18 protein-coding genes are annotated in these 17,250 nt (G+C 66.9%); 9 read left to right on the top strand and 9 right to left on the bottom strand.

What is annotated here, in order from left to right:
• Nucleotides 1-171 precede the first annotated feature (171 nt).
• Nucleotides 172-762: an HdeD family acid-resistance protein gene (locus tag NMI01S_RS21440; protein ID WP_039778780.1), complete on the top strand. Its 591-nt coding sequence runs from the start codon at nucleotides 172-174 to the stop codon at nucleotides 760-762.
• 208 nt (nucleotides 763-970) lie between these two features.
• Nucleotides 971-1,234 (top strand): GlsB/YeaQ/YmgE family stress response membrane protein, encoded by a 264-nt coding sequence (locus NMI01S_RS21445; protein WP_036505761.1) that lies wholly within the window; start codon nucleotides 971-973, stop codon nucleotides 1,232-1,234.
• Nucleotides 1,235-1,291: 57 nt separating this feature from the next.
• Here NMI01S_RS21445 and NMI01S_RS21450 read toward each other — a convergent pair whose 3' ends face one another.
• The 7 genes from NMI01S_RS21450 to NMI01S_RS21480 form a co-directional block, all read right to left on the bottom strand.
• The gene (locus tag NMI01S_RS21450; protein ID WP_062999999.1) at nucleotides 1,292-2,335 is read right to left on the bottom strand and encodes an MCE family protein; all 1,044 of its coding nucleotides are present in this window, start codon (nucleotides 2,333-2,335) and stop codon (nucleotides 1,292-1,294) included.
• Between the two features lie 213 nt (nucleotides 2,336-2,548).
• The gene (locus tag NMI01S_RS21455; protein WP_062999738.1) at nucleotides 2,549-3,760 is read right to left on the bottom strand and encodes a hypothetical protein; all 1,212 of its coding nucleotides are present in this window, start codon (nucleotides 3,758-3,760) and stop codon (nucleotides 2,549-2,551) included.
• Nucleotides 3,761-3,977: 217 nt separating this feature from the next.
• Nucleotides 3,978-4,328: a hypothetical protein gene (locus NMI01S_RS21460; RefSeq protein WP_063000001.1), complete on the bottom strand. Its 351-nt coding sequence runs from the start codon at nucleotides 4,326-4,328 to the stop codon at nucleotides 3,978-3,980.
• 104 nt (nucleotides 4,329-4,432) lie between these two features.
• Nucleotides 4,433-5,344 (bottom strand): short-chain dehydrogenase/reductase, encoded by a 912-nt coding sequence (locus NMI01S_RS21465; RefSeq protein WP_369689925.1) that lies wholly within the window; start codon nucleotides 5,342-5,344, stop codon nucleotides 4,433-4,435.
• Nucleotides 5,341-6,858, bottom strand: a complete 1,518-nt coding sequence (locus tag NMI01S_RS21470) for a flavin-containing monooxygenase (protein WP_062999740.1) — start codon at nucleotides 6,856-6,858, stop codon at nucleotides 5,341-5,343. Before NMI01S_RS21470 ends, NMI01S_RS21465 begins: the two co-directional genes overlap by 4 nt.
• A 53-nt stretch (nucleotides 6,859-6,911) precedes the next feature.
• The gene (locus NMI01S_RS21475) at nucleotides 6,912-8,003 is read right to left on the bottom strand and encodes a PDR/VanB family oxidoreductase (protein ID WP_062999742.1); all 1,092 of its coding nucleotides are present in this window, start codon (nucleotides 8,001-8,003) and stop codon (nucleotides 6,912-6,914) included.
• Nucleotides 8,000-8,875 (bottom strand): metal-dependent hydrolase, encoded by an 876-nt coding sequence (locus tag NMI01S_RS21480; RefSeq protein ID WP_062999744.1) that lies wholly within the window; start codon nucleotides 8,873-8,875, stop codon nucleotides 8,000-8,002. Before NMI01S_RS21480 ends, NMI01S_RS21475 begins: the two co-directional genes overlap by 4 nt.
• Nucleotides 8,876-8,994: 119 nt before the next feature.
• On the opposite strand from NMI01S_RS21480, the gene NMI01S_RS21485 reads away from it, so the two are divergent.
• The 5 genes from NMI01S_RS21485 (at nucleotide 8,995) to NMI01S_RS21505 (ending at nucleotide 13,342) form a co-directional block, all read left to right on the top strand.
• Nucleotides 8,995-9,657 (top strand): TetR/AcrR family transcriptional regulator, encoded by a 663-nt coding sequence (locus NMI01S_RS21485; RefSeq protein ID WP_039781005.1) that lies wholly within the window; start codon nucleotides 8,995-8,997, stop codon nucleotides 9,655-9,657.
• Between the two features lie 141 nt (nucleotides 9,658-9,798).
• The gene (gene cyp51, locus NMI01S_RS21490; protein ID WP_062999746.1) at nucleotides 9,799-11,148 is read left to right on the top strand and encodes a lanosterol 14-alpha demethylase; all 1,350 of its coding nucleotides are present in this window, start codon (nucleotides 9,799-9,801) and stop codon (nucleotides 11,146-11,148) included.
• Nucleotides 11,145-11,978, top strand: coding sequence for an SDR family oxidoreductase (locus tag NMI01S_RS21495; protein WP_063000005.1), 834 nt, complete (start codon nucleotides 11,145-11,147; stop codon nucleotides 11,976-11,978). Before cyp51 ends, NMI01S_RS21495 begins: the two co-directional genes overlap by 4 nt.
• 188 nt (nucleotides 11,979-12,166) lie before the next feature.
• A complete protein-coding gene (locus NMI01S_RS21500; RefSeq protein WP_062999748.1) occupies nucleotides 12,167-12,979 on the top strand; it encodes an RNA polymerase sigma factor SigF in 813 nt (270 codons plus the stop codon).
• A 39-nt stretch (nucleotides 12,980-13,018) separates the two neighbouring features.
• Nucleotides 13,019-13,342: a hypothetical protein gene (locus tag NMI01S_RS21505; RefSeq protein WP_062999750.1), complete on the top strand. Its 324-nt coding sequence runs from the start codon at nucleotides 13,019-13,021 to the stop codon at nucleotides 13,340-13,342.
• A gap of 124 nt (nucleotides 13,343-13,466) precedes the next feature.
• On the opposite strand, the gene mbp1 is transcribed toward NMI01S_RS21505, so the two are convergent.
• Complete coding sequence (gene mbp1, locus NMI01S_RS21510; protein ID WP_063000007.1) at nucleotides 13,467-13,721, bottom strand: microaggregate-binding protein 1; 255 nt, start codon at nucleotides 13,719-13,721, stop codon at nucleotides 13,467-13,469.
• A 105-nt stretch (nucleotides 13,722-13,826) separates the two neighbouring features.
• Nucleotides 13,827-14,351 (bottom strand): DUF6328 family protein, encoded by a 525-nt coding sequence (locus tag NMI01S_RS21515; RefSeq protein ID WP_062999752.1) that lies wholly within the window; start codon nucleotides 14,349-14,351, stop codon nucleotides 13,827-13,829.
• Nucleotides 14,352-14,413: 62 nt separating this feature from the next.
• Between NMI01S_RS21515 and NMI01S_RS21520 the strand changes: the two genes are divergently transcribed.
• Nucleotides 14,414-15,469 (top strand): AraC family transcriptional regulator, encoded by a 1,056-nt coding sequence (locus NMI01S_RS21520; RefSeq protein ID WP_036505754.1) that lies wholly within the window; start codon nucleotides 14,414-14,416, stop codon nucleotides 15,467-15,469.
• An 83-nt stretch (nucleotides 15,470-15,552) separates the two neighbouring features.
• The coding region (locus NMI01S_RS21525; protein ID WP_062999754.1) for an FAD-dependent oxidoreductase at nucleotides 15,553-17,250 on the top strand (1,698 nt) is incomplete at its 3' end.

Here is a 17,250-nt window from a genome sequence, read left to right on the forward strand (position 1 = left end):
GAAAACCCCCGCCGGGGCCGGGCGTCACGCCGATTTCGTGCATCGAAGGGACTTCGGGCACGAATTCTCGCCATCCCCGGCGCCGCGCTCGCGGCACTCGCTCGCACAACGTAACTCGTTCGATACTGGTTAATTGCCCGCTATCGACTCCACTGGACTTATCCTGCCCACATGACAACCAGCAAAGAGGGAGTTTACGTGGGGCCATTGCACCAATTGGCCCGTGGCGCATGGCAATCATTGCTGGTCATCGGCCTGCTGTCGGTGATCGTCGGGATTATCGTGCTCGTCTGGCCCGGTCCGACGCTCGCCGTGGCCGGCATTCTGTTCGGCGTATACCTGCTGATCTCCGGAATTCTGCAGTTGGTCGCCGCCTTCGGCCCGCACGTCAGCACCGGCTACCGGGTGCTGACCCTCATCAGCGGCATCCTGTCGTTCATTCTCGCCTTCTTCGCCTTCCGCAGCATCGGCAACTCCCTGGTGTTGCTGGGCCTGTGGATCGGCATCAGCTGGCTGTTCCGCGGCATCGCCGCCATGGTCGCGGGAGCCGAGACGCCGCAAGGGGTTCCGGGTCGCGGCTGGTCGATCTTCTTCGGCATCCTGCTGTTGATCGGTGGTATCGCACTGGTGGTCTGGCCCATCCACTCGATCACCGTGCTGGCATTGGTCGTCGGCTGGTGGCTGATCTTCATGGGCGTGATGGAGATGATCTACGCCGTCGAGGTCCGCAGCGTGGCCAAGAAGACGCCCGTCGACCTGTAATCGGCCGGCACACCCCCTTCGCCCCGGGCGCGAATTCGCCTGGGGCGACGTCTTGTCCGGGCCTTCGAATTCGGACCGAAGTACCCGCATAACGCCCGGTCACACACTATTGCGCCAGTCCGGTGACTATAGGCACATGCGCCTGCGAACCGGGCCTTCCCCCTGCTACGGTCGGGTCCCCTACAGGTTGCCCGCAAGGAGATTCACCATGGGTATCATCACGATGATCATCATCGGCCTCATCGCCGGTGCGATCGCTCGCCTCCTGGTTCCCGGTAAGGAGAACTTCGGCTGGATTCTGACCATCGTGCTAGGCATCGTCGGCGGTTACGTCGGCGGGACCCTGGGCAGTCTGGTCTTCGCCCCGCACAAGTTCAGCGTCCACCCGCCCGTCCAGCACACTTTCCTCGGCGCGATCGTCGGTGCCGTGATCATTCTGGTCATCTACAAGGCGATCCGCAGTCGCGCCTGAGCGCACGAACAACGGGCCCGGCTCCTACTTCGGAGCCGGGCCCGTCCGCGTCACGGGTCAGGGGCGGCAGACCGCCGACTGGTTGTGCCCGCCGATCTGCGAGAACAATCCACGCGGAAACAGGATTCCGTACAGCGAGATGTCGAGGGAGCACAGATACGCGGTGGCGTAGGTGCCGTCCCCGGAGAACTTGCCGACATCGGACAGGATTCCGGGCAGATCGATCGCGGCCTGATCCAATTTCGCGCCGTTGCCGATCAGCAGCGTCAGCGCGTCCCGGGTGGAGTTCTGCGCGGGGGCCAGCTTCGGCTGCACCTGCGAGACCATCGCCACCAAACTATCGGTGGCACCGGCGATCTGCTCCGTCGAGGCCAGCAGCGACCGCCCCTGTTCGTAGAGGCCGCTGATCAGCGCGCGGGTCTGGGTGATCAGGGTTTCCAGTTCGTCGCTGCGCCGGGCCAGGCCCGACATCACTCCGGACAGGTTCGTGATGATGTCTTTCAGGATCGCGTCGCGCCGCTCGAAGTCGGTGGCCAATGCGGCGGCCTGAGTGATGAAGGTGGACAACGACACCCCGTCGCCCTGCAGCGCCTGAATCAACGTCGTCGACAGGTCGTTCACCTGCTCCGGGAGCAGATTCTCGAACAGCGGCTGAAAACCGTTGAGGAACGCCGAGATATCGAAGGAGGGCTCGGTGCGTTCCAGCGGAATCCGCCCACCGGCCGCGAGGAGATGCGCATCCGGCGCCGTGCCGGGCGCCAGCGCGAGATACCGCTGACCGATCAGGTTCTGGTAACGGACCAGCGCCTTGGTGTCGCTGTAGAGGTGCTGATCGCGCTGCACCTCGAACGTCACCTTCGCCAGATGCTTGTTGGTCTGGGGGTTGACGTCGAAGCCGATCGCGGTGACCTTGCCGACCCGCACACCCGCGATGCGCACGTCGTCGTTGGGCCGCAGCCCGAGCACATCGCTGAAGATCGCCGAATAGCGGTCGGTCGGGCCGTTCACCGTGCGCGCCAGCGTATTCCAGATCACCACCGTGACCAGAACCGAGACGATGGCGAATGCGCCGAACCCGAGTGCCTGCTTGCGGATGCTCATCGGCATCCGGAACCACGGACGAGCAAAACCACGCCTCCTCGAACTTCCACACGAAACCCGAAAACGCCGGCAATGATTGCGCTGACCGCAGGCACTGTAGTCGGAGGCGTCCCACAGTGACCTGTGCCACGCCGGTCGGGAACGACAACAGCCCGGCGCTGGTCGCGCCGGGCTGTTGTGCAGACGGTACGAGGGGACGTACCGGGGTATGGATCAGTCGATGATCGAGCCGTTGGAGCCCGCGCGCTGCTTCGCGGCGCGGGCCGCCTTCCGCTCGGCACGGATCTGTTCGAGTTCCTGTTCGAGGCTGTCCGCGATGCGGAACTGGCCGGTGTCGTAGGCGCTCAGCGGATCCGAGTCGTCGTCGGAGGCATCGGATTTCGGGGGCTTGCTCGCCTTGCCGTCGGCGACCGAATCCGCCGCATCGGTATCGGACCGGCGACTCGCGGACTTCTTCGGGGTCCAGATGTCCGGCTCGACGATCGGATCGACCGTTTCCACCGTGCGCGCGGATTCGGTGGCCGGCGCCTCGGTGGTAGTGGTGGTGGTGTCGCCGGCGCCCGGCAGCGCGGCCATCGGCGCCGGGCGGGTGTCGGGCGCGGACTGCCGGATGAAGCTGACGAAGGTCGGCATGCTCCGGCGGATCTGTTCGGCCGGGTCGGGCAGATCGCGGATCTGATCGGTGGCCTGGGTGATGGCCTGGCCGTAGCGCTGGCTGGCCGCGTCGTGCACCAGCAGCGCCACACCGATCATCACCGGAGCCACGGCGTGCACGCCGACGTTGTACCAGTCGCCGCTGCGCAGGTACGGGTAGGTGTTGAGGCCGACGGTCAGCGCCAGCAGGGCCAGTTCGGCGAGCGCGACCTGGCGGCGGCTCTCCAGGATGCCCCATTCGGCGACCTTGTTGGTGCCGATCATGATGATGACCAGGCAGACGCTGATCATGCCTTCGAGCAGGTAACTGAACCAGTACAGCGGATCGGTGGGGCCGCCGGGAGCGATGTTGTGCTGCACGTTGACCGCCGACCACAGCATGCCGGCGATGACCACACCCGCGAGAGCGCGCATCGACCAGGCGCGATGCCGATACAGCGACGCCACCTTGGCGTGCGGGCTGGATTCTCGTCTCTGCGCCGCAATTGCCTTGCGGGCCATCAACAGATCTCGCATATCGGCCTTCGCGATCGCTTCGGAGGTCTGCCTGGCGCGGTCGGACGTCGATGCCGCCGCCTGTACATTTTTCCAGCGCTGTTCGCGTTCCTGCTCGCGGATCTTCTCCGCGAGTTCACGTTCGGCCTGCAGCTCGTTCTCGGAGAGGGCCTCGGTCAGCGCCGGATCGAACTGGTACGCAAGCCGCCCGCGGGCCTTCTCGACCCGTCGCGCGAGCTGCCTGACCTCATCTTCTCCGGGATGTTCGACGGTCAACTAGACCACCGCCCGGTGAGATACGGTGGCCGGCAAGTGTTCACGAAGTGGGAACGGCACATGCCATTCATAGTCGATGAACCGCCATCTGCGAAACTGCGGATTAGCCCCAATGCCAGACTTATTCGGCGTGTCGCGCGCGGCACGCCGATTCGGCGTGTCGCAATGGGCTGTGAGGCAGCGAGATTCACCCCGTTCGGGGTGTGCGGGCGGGGGCTCAGGCCGCGGCGGCGCGCGCCAGCATCCGGCGCACCTCGTCCGGCTCCTCCACGTCGACGACGATCCGGCTGAATTCGGTGCCGGCCAGTTCGATCCGCACCCCACGACCGTCGAAGCGGGTATCCCAGAACTCCTTGCGGCCTTTGCCGCGGAAGACACCGGCCGCGATCACGCCCGGGAAGAAGGTGCCGGGCGCGCGCATCCACGGCGGCCGCAGATCGACCTCGGCGGGCGCGACAGCCACGACGTGAGACAGATCGAAGCGCACCCGCTCGCACAGCGAGAGCAACCGGTGGGTGCCACGGACATGGACGGTGACCGTCGTACCCGTGATCTCGATATCGACCATCGCACACCTCATCTCGCCGAGTGGGTCCTCGGGATCCATGGTGCCGATCGGTCCTGATCGGAGTCTGTGCCGATCCTTTGAAATCTCTCAGATTTGCGAACCGGTTACCGGTCGCGATCTGCGAGGATGCGCTGTTCGAGCCGCTGCGTGAGCGAACGCACCCGCTCGTCGACGCTCAGCTTGTGATCGAGGGCCACGTTCACCGCGCCCCGCAGCAGGGCATACGGCTCCCACCCCGCGGGCGCCACGGTGCGCGCGGACCGGCGTTCGATGGCACCTGCGATCACCTCGGCGGCCCGCCGGGCGGTGATGCGCTGATTCAGCGGCCAGGGCAGCAGCGCGCCGAATTCGGCGCCCAGCTCGTCCTCGTCCAGGGTGTCGTGGGTCATCGCCGTCTCCACCACTCCGAAATAGGCGATTCCGGCCGAGGCGCCCGTTCCGCCGAGTTCCACCCGCAGCGCGCGGCCGAGCTGTTCCACCCCGGCCTTGCTCACCATGTACGGCGAACCGCCCATTCCGGGGGCGAACGCGGCGCACGAGGAGACCACGACGACGTGACCGTGCGCCGCGATGACGTCGTCGAGCGCGGGCTGGACGGTGTTGAAGGCGCCGGTGAGGTTGATCGCCAGCACCCGGTCGAATTCGTCGGGATCGAGCAGCCGCACGGTGGCCGGGCGCGGGACGACGCCGGCGTTGGCCACCACCACGTCGATGCGCCCGAAGTTCTCCCGCACCTGTCCGACAGCCAGCCGCACTCCCTCCCGGTCGGCCACGTCGACGGCGATCGCGACCGCCCGGATGCCGAGTGCGGACGCACTCGCGCGCACAGCCTCGGCGTCGATATCGAACAGCGCGACGTAGGCGCCGCGGTCGTAGAGCAGCCGGGCGAGCTCGTAGCCGATGCCGGCGGCACCGCCGGTGATCACCACGACCTTGTCGCGCACGTCGAGTCGCTCACCCCCGCCGAGCACCGGGGCCAGCAGGGTACGCACCATGTCGAACGGTCCTGTGATCATCGGATACTGCTCATCTCTGCGGTGGTCGGATCCGGTACGTGGCGCGACAACAGGTAGGAGTCCGCGTCGAAACTCGCGACGCGGCGGCGGTATTCGAAACTCCAGTTCGGATACAGTCCGGCGTTCTCGCCCTTGTCGGTGGTGTAGTAGCTGTCGCAGCCGCCGCCCAGCCACACGGTATCGCGACTGCGCTGCCGCATCTCGTCGAGGAACCGGTCCTGCACCGAGGCGCGGACCTCGACGCGGTCGACATCGTTGTCGCGCAGGGTTTTCAGCGCGTCGACGATGTAGGCGATCTGCGATTCGATCATGAAGATCGCGGACTGGTTCCCGGCGGCGCCGAACGGGCCGAGGGTCAGGAACATATTGGGGAAACCCGCGATCGCCGCGCCCAGATAACTGCTGGGCCGTCGGCGGTAGTGGTCGGCCACGGTCAGTCCGCCGACGCCTTCGATCCGGTCGTAGAGTTTCGGTATCGCGCCGAACCCGGTACCCCAGACGATGGTGTCGACCGGATGTTCCGCACCGTCGGCGGTCACGATCGATCCGGGGCGGATCTCGGCGATGGATTCCGTCACCACGTCGACGTTGTCGCGAGTGAGGGCCGGATAGTACGCGTCGGAGAAGATCGCACGCTTGCATCCGATCATGTAGTCCGGAGTCAATTTCCGGCGCAGGGCCGGATCGCGGACCTGGCGGCGAAGTTGCATCCCCGACAGCGCCTGGAACGGATGGCGGAAGCGACGATCGACGAATCCGACCAGTCCGAAGCTCTCGATACCGGCGTAATAGGCGCCCCGCAGCGCGGTGCCCAGCAGCGGCACCCGGCGCAGCAGTGCGCGCTCCACGCCGAGCGTGGACCGATCCAGGCGGGAGACGATCCACGGGGCGGAGCGCTGGAAGACCTTGAGCCGTTGCACCTTCGGCGCGATCTCGGGGATGAACTGTACCGCCGAGGCGCCGGTGCCGATCACGGCGACGCGCTCGCCGCTCAGATCGTGCTCGTGGTTCCAGTGCAGCGAGTGGAACTGGGTGCCGCGGAAGGTCTCGCGCCCCGGCATATTCGGAATCTTCGCCTCGCTGAACGGGCCGACCGCCGAGATCAGCACATCGGCGCTGAGCACTCCCCGATCGGTGCGCACGAGCCACCGCCGCCGCGATTCGTCCCACCGCGCGCGTTCCACATCGGTGCCGAAACGCATATGCCGCACCACGTCGTGGCGCTCGGCGACATCGCGCAGGTAGCCCAGGATTTCGGGCTGGCGTCCGTACGTGCGCGACCAGTCGGGATTCGGCGCGAAGGAATAGGAGTAGAGGTGTGAGGGCACATCGCAGGCGCAGCCGGGATAGGTGTTGGCCTGCCAGGTGCCACCGAGATCGGCGGCGCGTTCGAGAATCAGGAAGTCCTCGAATCCGGCCGCGCGCAACGACACCGCCAGGCCGATTCCGGCGACTCCGGCGCCGATCACCGCGATCGGCGTGTGTTCGGCGGGGGCGCTCTCGGATACTGCCATCGTCGAATTCCTTTCGGTGCGGGCGTCGTTGCCCGAAACAACCGGTCTCGTGCTCACAGGTCGAGTTCGAGAGTGTCGCCCGCCGCGCGCGAGACGCAGGTGAGCATGGTGGTCTCGCGTTCGGCGGGACTCAGCCGCCGATCGCGATGGTCGACGGCGCCGGCATGCACGGTCACCGCGCATGTGCCGCAGAATCCCTGCCGGCACGAATAGGCGACGTCGGGCAGGACCCGGCCGATGGCCGCCAGGGCCGACTCGTCGGCGGCCACGTCCACGATGTGACCGCTGCGGCGCAACCGGATCCGGAACGGGCTGCCCTGCTGCACGGGCAGCGGCGAGAAACGTTCGGTGTGGACCGAGACGGTCGGCTCGTGGGCGGCGTCGGTGTCCAGCGCGGCGGCCATCAGCGGGGGCGGACCGCAGACGTAGATCGCGGTGCCGCGCGGGACGTCGGCCAGAATCAGATCGAGGTCGGCGATACCGAATTCGTCGTCGGGCCGGACCTCGAGCCGTCCCCCACGATGGGCCGACAGCTCGTCGAGGAATGGCATCGTCGACCGGCTGCGGCCGAGATAGACCAGCCGCCAATCGATTCCGCGCCGTTCGGCGTCGGCCACCATCGGCAGCAAGGGCGTGATGCCGATGCCACCGGCCACGAAGATGTAGTGCGGGGCATCGATATAACCGAACGCGTTGCGCGGCCCGCGCACGCGCAACCGGTCCCCCACCGCCACGTCGCGATGGATCTCGTCGGATCCACCGCCGCCGTCGGGCAGGTGGCGCACGGCGATGCGATAGCTCCCGCGATCGGCCGGGTCACCGTTGAGCGAATACTGTCGCTGGCGCCCGGAGGGCAGGAGCACGTCGATGTGCGCACCCGGCACCCAGCGCGGCAACTGCCCGCCGTAGGGCGCGACCAAAGTCAGCACCACCACGTCTTCCGCCTGCGTCTCGCGCCGGGCGACGATCAGCTCACGTTCGAAACCACTGCGCCGCACCGGATTCGGCCGAGACAGCACCTCGATCGGCGATTCCGTGGTGACGCCGCGGCGATACAGATCGAACACCGCGCCGACCGCCCGCAGCGGCAGCGACGGCCGATACTGCGGCCGGTCGGCGGCGACCGGGTCCGCCACCGCCGTCATCGCCGGCCCTCGCGCGCCGCCGGCGACTGCGCGAGATACCGCAGCGCGTTGTCCATACTGCCGAGCTGGGAGGGATGGAATCCGGGCCGCAGATAGCGCGGGATCTCGGTCAGGAAGGTCGACATGCGCGGCACCACGCCGCGGGCGGAGGCGCTGAGGAACTGCAACGGCCAGAATCGTCCCTTGCGGGGGTCGGGATCCTTGCCGAACAGATAGCCGCCGGCGACCACGAACAGCACCAGCAGCGACGAACTGGCCAGCACGGCCGTGCGGGCCTTGCGCAGATATCCGCCGTCGACGTGCATGTACGCGTCGTAGACCACGCTGCGGTGTTCGACCTCCTCCGCGCCGTGCCAGCGAATCAGGTCCAGCATCGCCGGATGCATGTTCTTGGCCTCGAGTACGTCGTTGGTGAGCAGCCATTCGCCGATGACGGCGGTGTAGTGCTCCATCCCGGCGAACAGGCCCAGCCGCTCGCACAACCACTCGTGTTTGGCGCGGCCGGTGAGGCCGTGATCGCCGAGCATCCGATCGACCAGCCAGGCCACCGTCTCCACCATCGGGGCCACGTCGAGTCCGAGCGACTCGAGGTGGCGGCGCGCCTGCGCATGCGAGCTGGCGTGCTGATTCTCCTGGCCGATGAAGCCCTGCACCTCTTCGCGTAGCCGCTCATCGTCGATATAGGCCAGCGCCTCCGCCAGGGCCGCGGCCATCGCGCGTTCGCCCTCCGGGAGAACCAGGTGCATCACGTTGATGATGTGGGTCGCCATGACCTCGCCCGGAATGTAGTGCATGGGGACGGAGTCGAAATCGAATCGCACATCGCGGGCCCTGATCGCGTGGGCTTGGTCGTCGTAGACCGAGGTGTTCATGGCGCGTCCTTGCGGGTGGTCGAAGCGATGCTCCGACCGTAATGTTGACATCAATGGATGTCAACAGCACTCGATGTCAACACATCGCCCCGTCGCCGCCCCCCGGTAGCATCACGGCCATGGCCGACTCGCCGCACACTCCGAAAACGGGCAGCCGCCCCTGGCGTGGGCGCGAACCGGCCGATCGCATCGCCGCACGTCGCGAACGGCTGCTGCAGGCCGGTTACGAGCTCATGGCCGGCGCCGGCGCGGCCGAGACCTCGATGCGCGGAGTATGCCGACAGGCCGGGCTCACCGAACGTTATTTCTACGAGAGTTTCGCCAATCTCGACGATTTGATGACCACCGTCCTCGAGAACACCGTCGAACAGTGCCGGGATCGGCTGCTCGCCGCGCTGGCCGACGCCCCCGAGGACCGGGACCTGCTGTTCGGTCACGTGGTGCGCGCGTTCACCGATTTCCTCACCGAGGACCCCCGGCGCGGGCGCATCCTGTTCGTCGAATCGATCGCCACCCCGGCACTGACCCGGCGCGGCAGCGAACTGGTCGCGGTGATCACCGGGCCGATCGCATCGGTGATCGCCGCCGACGACACCGACACCCCCGCCCCCGACGAGACCGACGCGACGCTCAACGCGATGGCCATCTTCGGCGCGCTCGCCTATTGCTACCGCCCGTATCTGATCGGCGACATCACCATCGATCGGGAGCGGTTCGACAACCACGCCGCCGCGATCATCCGGCAGCTCAGCACCGTGCGCTCGGCGCCGGTCCTGCGCTGAGCACCAGCACCCGAAATCCGTCCCGCACACCGGTCCGGCACTGCCCGAAACAGCGCCGGACCTTGCCTCGCCCACCCTTCCGTAGTACCGTCCAGACACGTGTCCATCACGGATGGATCCGGAAATGCGGAAGGATTTCTCATGACGTTGGTCAAGCCGCGGCAGGTCTCCGGCGGCGAACACGAGCACGGCCACCTCGAAGAGTTCCGCACCGATCCGATCGCGCTGATGCGGCGGGTGCGCTCCGAATGCGGCGATGTGGGCTCGTTCCGGCTGGCCGACAAGGACGTCATTCTGCTCTCGGGCGCCGAGGCGAACGAATTCTTCTTCCGCGCGGCCGACGAGGATCTCGACCAGGGCGCCGCCTACCCGTTCATGAAGCCGATCTTCGGTGACGGCGTGGTCTTCGACGCCAGCCCCGAGCGCCGCAAGGAAATGCTGCACAACCAGGCCCTGCGCGGTGACTTCATGCGCGGGCACGCCGAAACCATCGCGCACGAGGTGCACCGCATCCTCGAAGGCTGGGGCGACGAGGGCGAAATCGACCTGCTCGAGTTCTTCGCCGAGCTGACCATCTACACCTCCTCGGCCTGTCTGATCGGCAAGAAGTTCCGGGAGGAACTCGACGAGCGGTTCGCGCACCTGTACCACGAACTCGAACGCGGCACCGACGCGCTGTGCTACGTCGACCCCTATGCGCCCATCGAAAGCTTCCGCCGCCGCGACGAGGCGCGCGCGAAGCTGGTCGAACTGGTCCAGGAGATCATGAACGGCCGCATCGCGAATCCGCCGCAGGGCAAAGAGGATCGCGACATGCTCGACGTGCTGGTGTCGATCCGCGACGAACAGGGCGAACTGCGGTTCTCCGCCAGCGAGATCACCGGCATCTTCATCTCGATGATGTTCGCCGGTCACCACACCACCTCCGGCACCGCGGCCTGGACCACCATCGAACTGCTGCGCAATCCCGAGGTGCTGGCCCGGGTCGTCGGCGAACTCGACGAGCTCTACGCCGACGGCCAGGACGTGAGTTTCCATGCGCTGCGCCAGATTCCGCAGCTCGAGGCGACGTTGAAGGAGACGCTGCGGCTGCATCCGCCGCTGATCATCCTGATGCGCGTGGCGCGCGGCGAATTCGAGGTGTGCGGGCACAGCATCGCACCGGGTGATCTGGTCGCGACCACACCGGCGGTCTCCAACCGGATCGCGGAGGACTTCCCCGAGCCCGACCGCTTCGATCCGGGCCGCTACGTCGATCCCAACCAGGCGGATCTGGTGAACCGCTGGACCTGGATCCCGTTCGGCGCCGGACGGCATCGCTGCGTCGGCCAGGCGTTCGCCCTCATGCAGTTGAAGGCGATCTTCTCGATCCTGTTGCGGGACTGGGAATTCGAGATGGCGCAGCCCTCCGACAGCTACCGCAACGACCACTCCAAGATGGTGGTGCAGTTGCAGCAGCCGTGCACCGTCCGGTACCGGCGGCGCGGGTGAGCACCGGACTGCCGGGGACCGTGGTCGCCGTCACCGGCGGCGCGCGGGGTATCGGCTATTCGATCGCCGAACACCTGCGCGACGCCGGTGCGCGGGTGGCGCTCGGCGATATCGATGCCGACGCTGTCGCCGAGGCCGGATCGCGGCTCGGCGCCGCGGCCGCTCTGACGCTCGACGTGACCGACCCCGAATCGTTCGCGGACTTCCTCGCGGCGGTCGAGACCGCGGCCGGCCCCGTCGACGTCCTGATCAACAACGCCGGCATCATGCCCGTCGGCCGCTTCACCGACGAATCCGACACCATCACCCGCCGTATCCTCGAGGTCAACGTCCTCGGGGTCATGAACGGCACCAAAGCCGCACTGCCACAGATGCTTTCGCGCGGGCGCGGCCATATCGTGAATATCGCGTCGCTGGCCGGGGAGAATCCCACCCCCGGCATGGCGACCTACTGTGCGAGTAAACAGGCCGTCCTCGGCTTCACCGAGGCCATGCGGCTGGAATGCCGGGGCAGCGGAGTGCACTTCTCGGCGGTGTTGCCGACCTTCACCCGCACCGAACTGATCGCCGGAACCAAGGCGCCGATGGGCCTGCTGGCCGAACCCGAGGATGTCGCCCGGGCGGTGGTGCGGCTGATCGCGCGCCCGCGGCGACGGGTCACCGTCACCCGGCTGGCCGGGGTGGCGATGGCATTCAACAAGCTCACGCCGCGCGCATTCGGTGAATTCACCGCCCGCCGCATGGGCGTGCACCGCATATTCACCGACGAGGTCGATCGAGCCGCCCGCGCGGACTACGACCGGCGGGTCGGCAACACGCCGGAAGGCTGAAGCCGCAGAATTCGGCCGCCGCCGGATACGCTTCGAAACGGCGTACGCCCTGGTCATCGCCCGGAAATCGGGTGAATATCCCGGCGTGCGCCATTCGATGTCTTTCGAGAGCCGCACCGAGTCTTTTGAGAACCGCACCAACGGGTACCCGGTCTGGGTCGGATTCAGTTGGAAGCGAGGTATCTCGAATGACACATGAACCGATCGCCCGTCGTGCCGAAACCGCCGCACGCCACGGTGCCAACAGTTATGACAACATCGAACCCTGGTTCGAGAAACTGGCCGCTCTGGATCATGCCGATCCGCATCGGGAGTCGGTCCGAGCGGAAATCATCGAACTCTGCCTGCCGCTGGCCGAGCATATCGCTCGGAAATTCTCCGGCCGCGGCGAGACGTTCGACGATCTGCATCAGGTGGCGAGGCTCGGTCTCGTCCTGGCCGTCGATCGATTCGATCCAGCGCGAGGAAATTCTTTTCTCTCCTTCGCCGTGCCGACCGTGATGGGCGAGGTTCGCCGTCACTTCCGCGACTACACCTGGTCGACCCGGGTTCCGCGCGCCGTCAAGGAATTGTGGCTGCGCGTCGGTCCGACGACCGAACATCTGGCTCACGAACTCGGACGCATGCCCACGGCCCGCGAGCTGTCCGAAGCCCTCGACGTCGACGGTCCGCAGGTCGTGCAGGCCATGATCGCCGGCAACGCCTACCAGCCGAATTCCATCGACGCCGTCGTCGACGCCGACGACGGCGCGATCATGGACAAGCTCGGCGCCGAGGAGCAGTGCTACCAACTGACCGAGGACGCGATGGCGGTGCGCCCGCTCATCGACGCGCTGCCCACCAGGGAACGCAGAATTCTGATCATGCGCTTCGTCGAATCCAAGACGCAGAACCAGATCGCCGAGAAACTGCAGATCTCTCAGATGCACGTCTCCCGCATTCTGTCGCGCACACTGAAAAGTCTTCGGCAGCAGGCACTCTGCGAGCCACAGCCGACCTAGGGAACGACCCGTCCATCCACCCGACCGAAAGGTGTAGTCATGCCCAAGGAATGGTCTGCCAAAGAAGAACGTCAATACGAACATGTGAAGTCCTCGGCCCGGAAACGGGGTGCGAGCAAAGGCCGCGCGGAGGAGATCGGCGCACGGACGGTCAACAAGAATCGTGCGCAGGAAGGCAAAACCCGTACCGCCAGCCGCAGTTCCACCAACGATATGTCGCCGCAGCGCCGCGGCGGCCAGCGGTCCGGCAAGGGTTCGCAGGGCCCGACCCGCGATCAGCTCTACAACGAAGCGCGCCAACGCAATATCAAGGGCCGCTCGAAGATGACCAAGAAACAGCTCGCCAACGCGCTGGGCCGGTAATTCCGGGACGATCCGATCTCCCGTCGCCAATCCGATTCCCGCGCAACACGATTATCGTAGGAAGAAGAAAGGGTGCCCGGCCGATACGGCCGGGCACCCTTTCTTCGGGTTCCTCACGTCGCCGTCAGGAGCCGCCGTTGTCCTGGTAGGCCTGCTGCCGCTTTTCCTCCACACCGGCTTCGGCGCGGTGCTTCTCGGCTTCGGCCTCCTTCTGGGCGGCCTCGCGCTGCGATTCGGCGCGGCTCTGCTGGGCCTTGCCCTCCTCGCGCAGGTCGTCCTTTCCGAATACCTGGCCGGCGGCTTCCTTGGCCTTACCCTTCGCGCCTTCCACGACGCCTTCGAGGCCTTCGCGGCCTCCGCCCTTCTCGTGCTCCGACAAGGGATTCACCTCCAACGCGTCGAAATCACTGACATCGGGCGCGATACCCGGCGACCCCGGCACGAAACGCCCTCCGACCGCTATTTCGGGCCGCTGTGGGCGTCCTCACCGCGTCTCGCCACCGCGCCGGCGCTCCCGCCACGGATGGGCGAACCAGGTCAGGAGAAACAGCACCGCGAAGCACACACCGATGACGGTTGCGGCGACCGCACCGGCCACCGTGTCGAAGATCAGCACCGCGACTCCGGTGAGCGCGACGCCGAGCAGCGACAGCCCGACCAGCGCGAACGTGTGGGCAGTGTGCACCACGCTGCCGAGGCGATGCTGACGGAACAGGATGCGGTGGGCGGCGACCGGCGCGATCAGGAAGACCGTCGCCGCGATCGAGGCGGTCACGACCGCCAGATACAGTCCGCGCATCGGCGTGGACAACGTGGTGAACCTGGCCTGGAACGGCAGCGTCAGCAGGAAGCCGGTCAGCAACTGCACGCCCGTCTGCACCACCCGCAATTCCTGAATCAAGCTGGTCAGATTGCGGTCCAGCTGTTCGGTTTCCGTCTCACCACGGACCTCGCGGTCCCATTCCCGATCGCGGTCTTCCCGGCCGCCGGCGGACTGCGCCTGCTCCATCCGACCACCCTATCCCCGGCCCTTCGGCCCGGGTGATCAATAGTTTCGGCCATAATGGTGCCATGCACACCGTCGAGGCGCCCGAGGTCCGCACCTGGAACTTCCCCCGCGGGATCGCCAGCGTCGCGGTGATGATCGAATTCGCGGCCGAACACGGGGTGGACCGGGCGCGGCTGCTCACCGGATCCGGTATCGGACCGGCCGCACTCACCGACCCCGGCGCCCAGATCCCGGCCGAGGCCGAACTGGCGGTGGTGCGCAATCTGGTCGCCGAACTCGGCGAGATTCCCGCGCTCGGCGTCGAGGTCGGGCGGCGGTACCGGCTGAGCACCTTCGGCATCTTCGGCTTCGCCTGCGTCACCAGTCCCACTCTGCGTGAAGCGATTTCGCTGGCGATGCGCTACTACCGCCTCGGATTCGCCTTCTGCACACCGATCGTCGAGTACCGGCGCGACGATGTGATCGCCTGGATCCATCACGAGCTCATCCCGCCGGATGTGCAGACCTTCCTCGTGGAACGCGACATCGTCGCCATGCATCGGGTGATGGCCGATCTACTCGGCCACGACTTCTCCTTCGCCCGGATGGAATTCGGTTACGACGAACCGCCGTACGCCGACCGGCTCGAGGCTGTGCTCGGCGCGCGGCCGCGGTTCGGGCGCGCGCACACCATGTTCACCGTCGCACCGGAGATCCTCGCCCAGCCGCTGCCGCAGGCGAATCAGCAGACCTGGGCGGTCTGTATCGCCCAGTGCCGGGATCTGGTGCAACGCCGCAGCGCCCGCACCGGAATCGCGGCCGAGGTCCGGGAACGGCTGCTGCCCGGCAGCGGCGCGACCGGAATCACCACCCCGCCGCCGATCGAAGCCGTGGCCCGGGAGCTCAACATGAGTGTGCGGACGCTGCGCCGCCGCCTCACCGAGGCCGGGACCAGCTATCGGGCGCTGCTCGACGAGGTGCGCCGCGCGCTCGCCCAGGAGATGCTCTCGGGGACGCCGCTGACCATCGACGACATCGCCATCCGGCTCGGCTACGCGGAGGCGACACCGTTCATCCACGCCTTCAAGCGCTGGACCGGAACCACGCCGGCCGCCTACCGGCGTGACCGCAACTATTGATTTTCTGGCCGCCGATCTCTGCGTCCGCCCCTGATCTGCCCATACGGTACGAGTGGACGATCGGTAACAGGAAAGGCGCGGCGATGGGGTTCGACTACGACGTGGTAGTCATCGGGTCGGGATTCGGCGGCAGTGTCAGCGCGCTGCGCCTGACCGAGAAGGGCTACCGGGTCGGCGTCCTCGAGGCCGGCCGCCGCTTCGCCGACGACGAGTTCGCGAAGAACTCCTGGCGCGCGCGGCAATTCCTGTGGGCGCCGCGCCTGGGATGTTTCGGCATCCAGCGCCTGACCCTGTTGAAGGACACCTTCATCATGAGCGGCGCCGGGGTCGGCGGCGGCTCCCTCGTCTACGCGAACACCCTGTACGAACCGCCCGCGAAATTCTTCGCCGACCCGCAGTGGGCCCACATCACCGACTGGGACGCCGAACTCGCGCCGCATTACGACCAGGCCAAACGCATGCTCGGCGTCACCACGAATCCGGCGACCACGGCCTCGGACCGGGTGCTGCGCGAGGTGGCCGAGGAACTGGGCGTGGGAGCGTCGTTCCGGCACACGCCGGTGGGAGTCCTGTTCGGCGGCAACGGCACTCGCGCCGGACAGGAGGTGCCCGACCCCTACTTCGGCGGTGTCGGCCCGTCCCGGCGCACCTGCACCCACTGCGGCGAATGTATGACCGGATGCCGCCACAACGCCAAGAACACTCTGGTGAAGAACTACCTGTATCTCGCCGAGAAGGCCGGGGCCGCCGTGCATCCGCACACCACCGTGGTGGATGTGGTGCCGCTGCCCTCGGGCGGGTACCGCGTCGACACCGTCCGCACCGGACGCTGGGTTCGCAAGGGACGCCGCAGCTTCACCGCCGAACAGGTGATCTTCGCCGCCGCCGCACTCGGCACCCAGCGGCTGCTGCACCGGCTGCGCGACCGCGGCTCGCTACCGCACATCTCCGCGCGCCTGGGCTATCTGTCGCGCACCAATTCCGAAGAGCTGCTGTCGATTCGGAGCCGCCGAGCCGATACCGACTTCACCAAGGGCGTGGCCATCACCTCCTCGATCCATCCCGACGCCGACACCCATATCGAACCGGTGCGCTACGGCAAGGGCAGCAATGTGCTGTCACTGATGACGACCGTGATGTACGACGAGGACGGCAGCACCTCCCGCACCCGGCTGTGGTTGCGCGAGAACTGGCGGCGCCGCCGCGATCTGGCGAAGGTGCACAATCCGCGCCACTGGTCGGAGCGGATGATCGGCCTGCTGGTGATGCAGTCGGTGGACAATTCGCTCACCACCTACACCGAACGCGGGCTGTTCGGAGGCCGGATGACCACGAAACAGGGTGAGGGACAACCGAATCCGACATCCATCCCGGCCGGGCACGAGGTGGCCCACCGCGTGGCCGACAAGATCGACGGCATCGCGACCGCCGGTTTCACCAGCCTGTTCGGCATCCCGATGACCGGACATTTCATCGGCGGCTGCGTGATCGGCGATTCACCGGAGACCGGCGTCGTGGATCCCTATCAGCGCATGTACGGCCATCCGGGCCTGCACATCGTCGACGGCTCGGCGATTTCGGCGAATCTCGGCGTCAACCCGTCGCTGACCATCACCGCACAGGCCGAACGGGCCCTGGCGCTGTGGCCGAACAAGGGTGAGCCGGATCAGCGTCCGGCGCTGGGCGCGCCCTACCGGCGGCTGGCCCCGGTCACTCCCACGGCGCCCGTGGTTCCCGCCGACGCCCCCGGTGCGCTGCGGTTGCCGATCGTGGACATCACC

It is taken from the genome of Nocardia mikamii NBRC 108933, from assembly GCF_001613505.1.
Taxonomy (GTDB): Bacteria; Actinomycetota; Actinomycetes; order Mycobacteriales; family Mycobacteriaceae; genus Nocardia; species Nocardia mikamii.